Origin of the sequence: Rhodococcus sp. ENV425 (assembly GCF_002887785.1) — a bacterium.
In the GTDB taxonomy this organism is placed as follows: Bacteria; Actinomycetota; Actinomycetes; order Mycobacteriales; family Mycobacteriaceae; genus Rhodococcus; species Rhodococcus aetherivorans.
This window is the reverse complement of the sequence record NZ_PCZU01000133.1, coordinates 33,613-44,633: the sequence shown is the minus strand read 5'-3', so window position 1 is coordinate 44,633 and position 11,021 is coordinate 33,613. Positions and strand designations below refer to the sequence as shown.

General features: G+C 71.1%; 9 protein-coding genes, 1 tRNA gene and 1 pseudogene. 6 read left to right on the top strand and 5 right to left on the bottom strand.

Annotated features, from left to right (window positions below):
- The 5 genes and pseudogenes from CQZ88_RS30810 to CQZ88_RS10525 form a co-directional block, all read right to left on the bottom strand.
- Positions 1 to 223: pseudogene (locus CQZ88_RS30810) on the bottom strand (hypothetical protein); the annotation flags it as partial.
- Between the two features lie 192 nt (positions 224 to 415).
- Positions 416 to 1,045, bottom strand: coding sequence for a DUF2461 domain-containing protein (locus tag CQZ88_RS10540; RefSeq protein WP_006938897.1), 630 nt, complete (start codon positions 1,043 to 1,045; stop codon positions 416 to 418).
- Positions 1,046 to 1,098: 53 nt separating this feature from the next.
- Positions 1,099 to 2,079, bottom strand: a complete 981-nt coding sequence (locus CQZ88_RS10535) for a ribose-phosphate diphosphokinase (protein WP_006938895.1) — start codon at positions 2,077 to 2,079, stop codon at positions 1,099 to 1,101.
- Complete coding sequence (gene glmU, locus CQZ88_RS10530) at positions 2,076 to 3,554, bottom strand: bifunctional UDP-N-acetylglucosamine diphosphorylase/glucosamine-1-phosphate N-acetyltransferase GlmU (protein WP_102799723.1); 1,479 nt, start codon at positions 3,552 to 3,554, stop codon at positions 2,076 to 2,078. The genes CQZ88_RS10535 and glmU overlap by 4 nt, the downstream gene beginning before the upstream one ends.
- 71 nt (positions 3,555 to 3,625) lie before the next feature.
- A tRNA-Gln gene (locus tag CQZ88_RS10525) sits at positions 3,626 to 3,697 on the bottom strand.
- Between the two features lie 234 nt (positions 3,698 to 3,931).
- On the opposite strand from CQZ88_RS10525, the gene CQZ88_RS10520 reads away from it, so the two are divergent.
- From CQZ88_RS10520 to CQZ88_RS10495, 6 genes are all read left to right on the top strand, one after another.
- A complete protein-coding gene (locus CQZ88_RS10520; RefSeq protein ID WP_037201479.1) occupies positions 3,932 to 4,525 on the top strand; it encodes a TetR/AcrR family transcriptional regulator in 594 nt (197 codons plus the stop codon).
- Between the two features lie 160 nt (positions 4,526 to 4,685).
- Positions 4,686 to 5,321: a ScbR family autoregulator-binding transcription factor gene (locus CQZ88_RS10515; protein WP_029542131.1), complete on the top strand. Its 636-nt coding sequence runs from the start codon at positions 4,686 to 4,688 to the stop codon at positions 5,319 to 5,321.
- Positions 5,322 to 5,365: 44 nt separating this feature from the next.
- Positions 5,366 to 5,698 (top strand): helix-turn-helix domain-containing protein, encoded by a 333-nt coding sequence (locus tag CQZ88_RS10510; RefSeq protein ID WP_006938886.1) that lies wholly within the window; start codon positions 5,366 to 5,368, stop codon positions 5,696 to 5,698.
- Positions 5,699 to 5,709: 11 nt separating this feature from the next.
- On the top strand, positions 5,710 to 6,285 hold the full coding sequence (locus CQZ88_RS10505; protein ID WP_102799722.1) for a PIN domain-containing protein: 576 nt from the start codon (positions 5,710 to 5,712) through the stop codon (positions 6,283 to 6,285).
- Between the two features lie 88 nt (positions 6,286 to 6,373).
- Entirely contained in the window at positions 6,374 to 10,006 is a 3,633-nt protein-coding gene (gene mfd, locus CQZ88_RS10500; protein ID WP_029542134.1) for a transcription-repair coupling factor, read from the top strand.
- A 40-nt stretch (positions 10,007 to 10,046) separates the two neighbouring features.
- Complete coding sequence (locus CQZ88_RS10495) at positions 10,047 to 10,934, top strand: MazG family protein (protein ID WP_102799721.1); 888 nt, start codon at positions 10,047 to 10,049, stop codon at positions 10,932 to 10,934.
- The last annotated feature ends 87 nt before the right edge of the window (positions 10,935 to 11,021 follow it).

Genomic DNA, 11,021 nt, shown 5'->3' with positions numbered 1-11,021 from the left:
GCAGGGTGCCGCCGATGGGACGCAGGCCGTACATGCCGACGAACTTGCGCGCCTCGTCGATGATCGACTCGTGCGTGCGGCAAGTGGCGCAACGGGGTTCGTTGCGGAACTCCTCGACGGAATCGGTGTCGCCGCACCAGACGCAGGCTCCCGGCCTCCACCGGCGGACGGTCTCGAGTTTCGCGTTTTCGGTGGGGGCCTCGAGGGTTTGAGCGTCGATCACGAGGAGCCACCTTAAGTCAAAGCCGGCCCGGTCGGTCGGGGGGGTCCTGCACGACCTGCGGCTGAGGGATGTCGGAGTGATGAAGATCATGTTAACCGTCGGCGTCCGGGCGGCAAAGCCTTGTGCCACACGACTTTCCATACCGATCGGTTTGCCGAGGGGGCTCGGAATCGACCGCGATGCGAACGCTTTTCAGGCGGCGGTGGCGGCGGTCAGCCACTCCACGAGCGGCCGGACGTCGCGCCAGGTGGTGCGCACCTCGTCGAGGGTGCGCGGCGTGTCGAGCCACTCAGGCGACGGGTGCTCCCGCGCGGCGGTGAGGGACTTGTGCCGCAGCAGGTCGAGACGGGGGTGGTCCTCCGCGACGCCGCGCGGACGGGTCTTCAGCCGTTCGCCACCGATCTCGTACCCGGCCCGGCGCAGCCGCCGCACGAGCGTCTCGAGCCGGGGGCCGTGGCGCGAATCGTCCACGGTGGCACGGTATGCGGAGACCTGTGCGGACGAGCCCGCGTAGAAGCCGCCGGCGATCCGCAGCCCGGCGGCGTCGATCTGCACGTAGAACCCGACGCCGGGCCCGGTTTGCACGAATCCGCCCTGATGAGTCTTGTACGGCGACTTGTCCGCGCTGAAGCGGACGTCGCGATGCGGACGAAACGCCTTGCCCGGGCCGAACTCCGGTTCGAGTTCCGCGAGCAGGGCAAGCATCGGGCCGCGCACGCAGTCGTCGTAGACGGCCTTGTGCGCGGCCCAGAACGGCTTGCTGTTGTCCGCCTCGAGGTCTTCGTAGAAGTCGAGGGCGGCAACGGGGAAGCCGGTGAACATGCCGGGTGTCCTTTCGGTCCGGTGACGGTCCGAAAGTACACCGCCTTCCGCGACTACGCGGAACCGTTGAACAGCGACGTCACCGAGCCGTTCTCGAACACCTCCTGGATGGTGCGCGCGAGCAGCGGCGCGATCGACAGGACGGTGAGCGTCGGGAACCGCTTCTCGTCGTCGATCGGCAGCGTGTTGGTGACGATGACCTCCTCGGCACCGCACGCGGCGAGGCGCTCGGAGGCGGGGTGCGAGAGCACGCCGTGGGTGGCGGCGATGACGACGTCGCCCGCGCCGGCCTCCTTCAGGATCTTCACGGCCCCGGCGATGGTGCCGCCGGTGTCGATCATGTCGTCGATGAGGATGCAGGTGCGGCCCTCGACCTCACCGACCACGCGGTTGGACTTGACCTGGTTCGGGACCAGCGGGTCGCGGGTCTTGTGGATGAACGCCAGCGGGGCGCCCCCGAGGGTGTCGGCCCACTTCTCGGCGACGCGGACGCGGCCGGAGTCGGGGGAGACCACGGCGATGTTCTCGACGCCGTACCTGTCGCGGATGTACTCGGCGAGCTGGCCCTGGGCGTGCATGTGGTCGACCGGGCCGTCGAAGAAGCCCTGGATCTGGTCGGTGTGCAGATCGACGGTGATGATGCGGTCCGCGCCGGCGGTCTTGAGCAGATCGGCGATCAGGCGGGCGGAGATGGGCTCACGGCCGCGGTGCTTCTTGTCCTGGCGGGCGTACGGGTAGAACGGCAGGACGGCGGTGATGCGCTTGGCCGAGCCTCGCTTGAGCGCATCGATCATGATGAGCTGTTCCATCACCCACTGGTTGAGCGGGAACGGGTGGCTCTGCAGCACGAACGCGTCGGAGCCGCGCACGGACTCCTCGAACCGCACGAAGATCTCGCCGTTGGCGAAGTCACGCGCGGTCTGCGGGGTGACCTGGACGTCGAGCTCCTTCGCCACCTGCTCGGCCAGCTCGGGGTGGGCCCGGCCGGAGAAGAGCATCAAGTTCTTCTGGTTGTCGATCCAATTGGAGGTCACTGGTCCTGGCCGTCCTTATGCCGTTCGATCTCTTGCTGCTGCCGTGCTGCAGACGCTGCCTCGGCCGCGGGGGTCCCGGGTCGGTTTCGCTGGACCCAGCCTTCAATATTGCGCTGTGGCGCACCCGACACCGCAAGCGCCCCCGGCGGAACGTTGCGGCGCAGGACCGTGCCGGCGCCGGTGTAGGCTCCGTCGCCGACCGTCACGGGCGCCACGAACATGGTGTCCGACCCGGTCCGGACGTGGGATCCGACGACCGTGCGCGACTTGTGCACGCCGTCGTAGTTGACGAACACGCTCGAGGCCCCGATGTTCGAGTACTCGCCGATGGTGGCGTCGCCGACGTAGGTCAGGTGCGGCACCTTCGAGTGCGGCCCGATCTCGGCGTTCTTGGTCTCCACGAACGTGCCGATCTTGCCGGACTCGCCGAGGTCGGTGCCCGGCCGCAGGTAGGCGAACGGCCCGACGGTCGCGCCCTCGCCGATCACGGAGTCCGACCCGTGGGTGCGCACGACCGACGCCCCGGCGCCGATCCGCACGTTCGTCAGCGTGGTGTCCGGGCCGATCACCGCGTCCTCGTCGACCACGGTCCGGCCGTGCAGCTGCACCCCGGGGTGCAGGGTCACGTCCCGGGCGAGGACCACGTCGACGTCCACCCACGTGCTGGACGGGTCGAGCACGGTCACACCCGCCCGCATCCAGTGCTCGAGGGTGCGCCGGTTCAACTGCGCGGCGAGCGCCGCGAGCTGCACCCGGTCGTTCGCGCCCGCGACCTTCATCGCGTCGGCGAGCTGGGCGGCGAACACCGGCAGGCCGTCCTCCCGGGCGATCGTGACCACGTCCGTCAGGTACAGCTCGCCCTGCGCGTTGTGGGCCCGCAGCCGGGTCAGCGCGCTGCGGAGGAACTCCGCGTCGAAGGCGTAGATGCCGGCGTTGACCTCGTTGATGGCAGCCTGCTCGGCGTCGGTGTCGGTCTCCTCGACGATCTCGCGGATCTCGCCGTGGCCGTTCCGGACGATGCGGCCGTACCCGGTGGGATCGTCGGCGAGGAACGTCAGGACGGTCACCGCCGACTGCGCCGGTTCGGCGAGGTGCTCGGCTTCGAGAGCCTCGAGGGTGTGGCCGTCGAGCAGCGGGACATCGGCGTTGGTGACGACGACCACGCCGGAGAAGTCGCCGGGCAGCGCGTCGAGCCCGCACTGCACCGCGTGCCCGGTACCGAGCTGCCGGTCCTGGACCGCGATCGACACCTTGCGGTCGAGCGTCTCGGCGATCTCGGCGGTCGCGGCGGAAACCCGCTCGCGCTCGTGCCCGACGACCACCACCAGGTGGCTCGGGTCCAGCTCTGCGGCCGCGTGCAGCGAATGGGCGAGCATCGTGCGACCCCCGAGTGTGTGCAGCACCTTCGGGGTCTTGGATCGCATTCGCGTACCCGCTCCGGCCGCCAGAACGACAACTGCGGTCTGCACTTGCATGAAGCTCCCTCGACGTTCGACATGCGCAGGTTCGGCACCGGCAGGGGAGCTCGCCGGCCCCGACTGCCCCGCTCCGCCGCCAGGACTCGAACCTGAACTATCTGAACCAAAATCAGAGGTGCTGCCGATTACACCACGGCGGACTGCCGCATTCCCGGCGCCGACGCCCCGGTCATGCGTCTGTGATCCTCGCATGCCGCCACACCCGGAGTCGAACGCGGGGCCGGGCGCGTCGCCGCCACGGATAGGCTGATCGCAACCCGCCGCGCGTCGTCCTCGGTGTTTTCCGGTGGCACAGGGTCCGGCCGGGTGCCGGAAAGGATGTACACGTGTCGAAACCGTCGCAGAACCACGCCGACCGCAGCCCCCGGGTCCGGATGACCGGGACCCAGCGCCGGGAACAGCTCATCGAGATCGGGCGGGCGATCTTCGCCGAGCGCGGCTACGAGGCGGCGTCGATCGAGGAGATCGCCCAGCGGGCCCAGGTCTCCAAGCCCGTGGTCTACGAGCACTTCGGCGGCAAGGAAGGCCTGTACGCCGTGGTCGTGGACCGGGAGATGTCGACCCTGATGTCGATGATCAGCGCGAGCCTGACGCAGAACCGCTCGCGCATCCGGGTCGAGCGGGTGGCGCTCGCCCTGCTCACCTACGTCGAGGAACGCACCGACGGCTTCCGCATCCTCGTGCGGGACTCCCCGGTCGCCGCGGAGGAGGGCACGTACTCGTCCCTGCTGAACGAGGCGGTGCGGCAGGTGGCGCACATCCTCGCCGGCGACTTCTCCCGCCGGGGCTTCGACCCGGACCTGGCCCCGCTGTATGCGCAGGCGCTGGTGGGCATGGTCGCGACGGCCGCCACGTGGTGGCTGGACGAGCGCAGCCCGTCGAAGGAGGTCGTGGCCGCCCACCTGGTGAACCTGTGCTGGAACGGCCTCACCCATCTGGAGGCGAATCCGCAGCTCGGGACCGACTGACCGGGCGATGCGAACTCCCGATCGCGCCCCTACCAGGTGGTATCGTTGCCCAGCCGACTCGACGAGCAATTGCGAGGTGATCGTGGTACCCAGCGGAGCGGCGATCGGCGCCGATCGTCCGGGTCGCCGGGCGGCGCCGAGCCCGCATCGAGGGGGATGAATGGCCCGGCAGGTTCGCGCCGAGGTGACGCGCGACTCCGTGTTGCGCGGCGCCGCGGAAGTGTTCATGAATCTCGGCTACGCCAACGCCAGCCTCAACGAGATCATCCAGCAGTCCGGTGTCACCAAGGGCGCGCTGTACTTCCACTTCGCCTCCAAGGAGGAGCTGGCCCGCGCGGTCATCGACGAGGGCTTCGCCCGGCTGGGTTCGGCCGGGCTGAGCGCGATCAGCGACCGGACCCCCGCCCTCGAGACCATGATCGAACTGTCGGTTCTCACGGTCGACGTGTCCCGCGCCGACCCGATCGTGCGCGCCATGTTCCGGCTGGTGATCGAGATCGGCGACTACCGCGGGTCCGGGGAAGGGGTCTTCGCGATCTGGCTCTCGACGGTGCAGGATCTCGCCAAGCGGGCCCTCGCGGAGGGCGACCTGAGCGAGGAGCTCGAACCGGACGCGGTGGGCCTGCTCGTGCTGCAGGCCCTGACCGGGGCTCGCGCGGTCGCGGCGGCACTGAATCGTCGGGACGAACTCGTCGAGCACCTCGAGAACATGTGGCGCCTGCTGGTGCCCGCGCTCGTGCCCGCCGACAAGGTCGAGTACTTCCGGCAGTTCGTCTCGCGCCGGCTGCGGGTGTAGCCGGGCGATTGCGTTCGGTGCCTCCGCCTGACACGATCGCCGCCGTGACCCTGGGACCGTTCGACGCGGACGCGGCCGGTGCGGCACTCGCCCGCACCCTGGACGAGCTCGGCGCCGCTGCCGCCGTGACCATCACCCCGGTGCCGGCGATGCTCACCACCGCCCAGGCGGCGGACGTGCTCGGCGTCGGTCGCCGGCATGTGGGCCGCCTCGTCGACGACGGCACCCTGCCGTCCCGGTTCCGCGGCCTGCACCGCCGCATCCGCCGCGCCGACGTCCTCGCCTACGCCGAGCGGCGCGCCGAGACCCGGACCCGGGCCCTGGACACCGTCGCCGACCTGAGCCGCCGCGACGGCCTCTACGACGACGACTTCTAGGGGGAACGGTCGTGCCGATCCGAGCGGTACTCGACGCGCCGGCGCTGACGCCGCCACGCGTGCGTGACGTGCTGCTCGCCCTGGCCGAAGACGCGCTGTTCCAGCCCTATTGGAGCGACGGCATCGTCGCCGAGGTGGAGCGGCGGCTGCCGTCGCACATGTCGCGCCCGGCGCGGGACTTCCTGTTCGCCGAACTCGAAACCGCCTTCCCCGAGGCCCGGGTGACCTGGCCGGCCACGGTGCTGCGGGAGGTGCCGTACATCAGCGATCCCCGCGACGCGCACCTGACCGCGGTGGCGCTGTTCGCGCAGGCCGACGTCGTCGTCACCACCGACGCCGGTCTCGCTCGCTCGCTCGAGCGGTCCGGGGTCGAGCCGCAGACGCCGGACGCGTTCGTCGCGTACGTGCTCGACGCCGAGCCGCAGCGTTGCCGGCGCGTGCTGCTGCGGATGGTGCGACGGCGGTGGCTCGGGCCCGGCGAGGAGACCCCCGACGCCGCCCTGCAGACCCGGCTGGCCGCGTGGGCCCGTCGCGATCTCGGCGACAACAGCGCCGATCTGCTGGCCGCGGACCCGGTCCGACCGTGACCGGACGCCCCCGGTGGTCCTGGCAGCCCGAACCGGACACCGCATAGACTCGGACGGTCCTCTTCTCGAACCCAGGAGCGCCCTTCCCGTGTCCGACGTGTCCGTCACCCCCCTGTCCGGATTGGCGCGGATCGCGCTGGCCGACGCTCAGCTCGAACGTGTGGCCGCCCTCGCCGGGACCGCCGAACAGGCCCTGGTGGCTCCGCCGTCGGCCCGGCCGTTCGTCGCCGCCGCGCTGGCCGCGAAGACGCCGCTGCTCGTGGTGACCGCGACCGGCCGCGAGGCGGACGACCTGACGGCCGAACTGCACGAGATGCTCGGCGACGTCGTCGCGCAGTTCCCGTCGTGGGAGACGCTGCCGCACGAGCGGCTCTCGCCCAGCGCCGACACCGTCGGCCGCCGGTTGCAGGTGCTGCGCCGGCTCGCCCACCCCGAGGACCGCGACTACGGCCCCGAGCTGCGGGTGATCGTCGCGACCGTGCGGTCGCTGGTGCAGCCGATGGCCCCGCGTCTGGGCGACATCGAGCCCGTCACCCTGCGGGTCGGCGCGGAGCACGACTTCGACGAGCTGATCGAGCGGCTCGTCGAGCTGGCCTACACCCGCGCCGACATGGTCGGCAAGCGCGGCGAGTTCGCGGTGCGCGGCGGCATCCTCGACGTCTTCCCGCCGACCGCGGACCATCCGGTGCGGGTCGAGTTCTGGGGCGACGAGGTCACCGAGCTGCGCCCGTTCTCCGTCGCCGACCAGCGGTCCATCCCAGAACTCGAGGTGGGCACCCTCATCGCCCCGCCCTGCCGGGAGCTGCTGCTCACCGAGCAGGTCAAGGAGCGCGCGGCCCGGCTGGCGCAGGACAACCCGGCCGATGCGGCGCTGGTGGAGATGCTCGACAAGATGGCCTCCGGCATTCCGGTCGAGGGCATGGAGGCGCTGCTGCCGGTGCTGCAGACGGGCGAGCTGCAGCTGTTGACCGACGTCGTGCCGGCCGGCACGCACGTGCTGCTGTGCGATCCGGAGAAGGTGCGCACCCGCGCGGCGGATCTGATGCGCACCGGTCAGGAGTTTCTCGAGGCGTCGTGGACCGCGGCCTCGCTCGGTGGTGCCGCGCCGCTGGACACCGCCAACATGAAGGGCGTGGACCTGGCCGCGTCGGCGTACCGGCCGCTGACCCAGGTGCGGCAGACGGCGGAGGCGGCGGGCCGGCCGTGGTGGACGCTGAGCCCGCTGGCGTCGGGCGCCGACACCGAGGTCGTGCTCGACGTGCAGCCGGCGCCGGAGGTGCGCGGCTCGGACGAGCTGCTGACGATGCTCTTCGCGAACCTGCGCGCGCACGTCACCACCGGCGGGCGGGCCGCGATCGTCGTCGCGGGCGCCGGCACCGGGCAGCGGGTGCTCGAGCGCCTGCAGGAGAACGACGTGCCCGCCGCGCGTCTCGATCCGGGCGCCGAGCCGGTGCGCGGCACGGTCGGGGTTCTGTGCGGCGCGCTGCACGACGGCGTGGTCCTGCCGGGCGACGGCGCGGACGTGCCCGGCCTGGTGCTCGTCACCGAGTCCGACCTCACGGGCAACCGGGTGACCGCCGCCGAGGGGCGCCGCACGCCGGTCAAGCGTCGCAACCAGGTCGACCCGCTGGCGCTCACCGCCGGGGACATGGTGGTCCACGACCAGCACGGCATCGGCCGTTTCGTCGAGATGGTGGAACGGACCGTGGGCGGTGCCCGCCGCGAGTACCTGGTCATCGAGTACGCCCCGAGCAAACGCGGGCAGCCGGGTGACCGGCTGTTCGTGCCGATGGAGTCCCTCGATCAGCTCTCCCGCTACGTCGGCGGCGAGATGCCCGCCCTGAGCAAGCTCGGCGGCTCCGACTGGGCCAACACGAAACGCAAGGCGCGCAAGGCTGTTCGTGAGATCGCCGGGGAGCTGGTGCAGCTGTACGCGGCGCGCCAGGCCGCGCCCGGGCACGCGTTCGCCCCGGACACCCCGTGGCAGAAGGAGATGGAGGACGCGTTCGCGTTCACCGAGACCCAGGATCAGCTCACCGTCATCTCCGAGGTCAAGGCCGACATGGAGAAGGCAGTCCCGATGGACCGCGTCGTCATCGGCGACGTCGGCTACGGCAAGACCGAGATCGCGGTGCGCGCCGCGTTCAAGGCCGTGCAGGACGGCAAGCAGGTCGCGGTGCTGGTGCCCACCACGCTGCTGGCGCAACAGCACCTGCAGACCTTCACGGAGCGGATGGCGTCGTTCCCCGTCACCGTCAAGGGCCTGAGCCGCTTCACCGATCCCGCCGAGTCGAAGGAGACGATCGCTGCCCTCGCCGACGGCGCGGTCGACATCGTCGTCGGCACCCACCGGCTGCTGCAGACCGGCGTGCGCTGGAAGGACCTCGGCCTCGTGATCGTGGACGAGGAGCAGCGATTCGGCGTCGAGCACAAGGAGCACATCAAGGCGCTGCGCACGCACGTCGACGTGCTGACCATGTCCGCGACGCCGATTCCGCGCACCCTGGAGATGAGCATGGCCGGCATCCGCGAGATGTCGACGATCCTCACCCCGCCCGAGGAGCGGCACCCGGTGCTCACCTACGTGGGCGCCTACGCGGACAAGCAGGTCGCCGCCGCCATCCGTCGCGAGCTGCTGCGCGACGGGCAGGTGTTCTACGTGCACAACCGGGTCAGCTCGATCGACAAGGCCGCCAAGCGGATTCGTGACCTCGTCCCCGAGGCGCGGGTGGCGGTCGCGCACGGGCAGATGAACGAGGACACCCTCGAGAAGACCGTGCAGGGCTTCTGGGAACGTCAGTACGACGTCCTGGTGTGCACCACCATCGTCGAAACGGGCCTGGACATCTCCAACGCCAACACCCTCATCGTCGAACGCGCCGATTCGCTCGGCCTGTCGCAGCTGCATCAGCTGCGCGGGCGCGTCGGCCGGTCCCGCGAGCGGGGTTACGCGTACTTCCTGTATCCGCCGGAGAAGCCGCTGACCGAGACGGCGTACGACCGGCTCGCCACGATCTCCCAGAACTCCGACCTCGGTGCGGGCATGGCCGTGGCCATGAAGGACCTCGAGATCCGCGGCGCGGGAAACGTGCTGGGCGCGGAGCAGTCCGGTCACGTCGCCGGCGTCGGGTTCGATCTGTACGTGCGGCTCGTCGGCGAGGCGGTGGAGGCCTTCCGGGCCGCCGCGGACGGCCGGCCCGTCGCCACGGAGGAGGCCGCCAAGGAGGTGCGCGTGGACCTGCCGGTCGACGCCCACATCCCGCCGGACTACGTGACCTCCGACCGGCTGCGGCTCGAGGCCTACCGCAAGCTCGCCGCGGCGCACGACGACGACGCGATCGCCGCGGTGGTCGAGGAACTCGTCGACCGCTACGGCCCGCTGCCCGAGGAGGTCGGCCGGCTGGTGTCGGTGGCCAAACTGCGCCTGTTGTGCCGCGAGTACGCCCTCGAGGAGGTCGCGGTCTCCGGCACCCAGCTGAAGATCTCGCCGATGCATCTGCCGGATTCGAAGCAGATGCGGCTCAAGCGGCTCTACCCGGCGGCGCAGTACCGGGCCACGAGCGGCCTGGTGCAGCTGCCGTTGCCGCGGACCGGTGGGGTGGGCTCCGATCGGGTGCGCGACGTCGAGTTGCTGCAGTACATCGCGGACTTCCTGCTCGCCCTCGACGGTAAGGCGCAGGGTTCGGTGGACGTGCGCGTGCCGGCCGTCGCGAGCGTGTGACCGGGGCGAGCGCAGCGACGGGGAATGTGAGGCGACGGCCGTGACGGTGATTCTGCTCGACCCGTACCGGCCCGGATCGGTGCCGCTCGAGGCGGTGCCGCTGCTGACCGGGCCGCTCGCCTGCACCGACGACGTGCCGGCGGCGGTTCGGGAAATGCTCGGCGCGACAGCGGGATCCGACGCCGAGACGTTGGTGGCCGTCGACGCCGGGCACGAGGCGGTGCGTGAACGCGTGCGGCGGGGTGAGCGGGTGATCGCCGCCCCGCCCGCGCCGGGGGAGCGCCTGCTGCGTGCCGTGGAGGTGATGGACCGGCTGTGGGGATTCGGCGGCTGGGAGGTCACCCAGACGCACGATTCGTTGCGCCGCTACCTGCTCGAGGAGACCTACGAACTGCTCGACGCGATCGAGGAAGGTGACCCGCACGGCCTGCGCGAGGAACTGGGAGACCTGTTGCTCCAGGTGCTGTTCCACTCGCGGATCGCCCAGGAGTCCGGCACCGACCCGTTCACCGTCGACGATGTCGCCGACACGCTTGTCACCAAGCTCGCGTTGCGCAGCCCGCACCTGACCAACGGTCACACCGGCCCGATCGACGTGGCCGAGCAGGAGGCGGCGTGGGAGGTGGCGAAGGCGGCGGAGAAGGCCCGGCCCTCCTGCCTGGACGGCATCGCGATGGCGCAGCCGGCGCTGGCGTTGACCGACAAGGTGATCGCCCGCGCCACGAAGGCCGGGCTGCCGGCACACCTGGTTCCGCTCGGGTTGCGTACCGTGCACGTCACCGGGTCAGGCGGCGCCGAGGACGCGCTGCGCACCGCGACGCTGCGGTTCGTTGCGGCGGTGCGGGCGACCGAGCGGGCCGCCCATGCCGACGGGGTGCCGCACGGCGGTCTCGGCGCGGACGCGTGGGTGCGTTACTGGGGGAAGTGAGTGCCGACCGGCTCGTCGCCGAGCCGGCGCGGTTCCGCGCGAGCGCGCAGTGCCGGGGCGACGGGGCGTCCGCGGAGGAGTCCGGCG

Excerpts from the sequence above, each read along its gene's own strand:
- CQZ88_RS10540 (WP_006938897.1), bottom strand. The coding sequence starts at position 1,045 with ATGTTCACCGGCTTCCCCGTTGCCGCCCTCGACTTCTACGAAGACCTC.
- glmU (WP_102799723.1), bottom strand. The coding sequence starts at position 3,554 with ATGCAAGTGCAGACCGCAGTTGTCGTTCTGGCGGCCGGAGCGGGTACG.
- CQZ88_RS10520 (WP_037201479.1), top strand. The coding sequence starts at position 3,932 with ATGACCGGGACCCAGCGCCGGGAACAGCTCATCGAGATCGGGCGGGCG.
- CQZ88_RS10515 (WP_029542131.1), top strand. The coding sequence starts at position 4,686 with ATGGCCCGGCAGGTTCGCGCCGAGGTGACGCGCGACTCCGTGTTGCGC.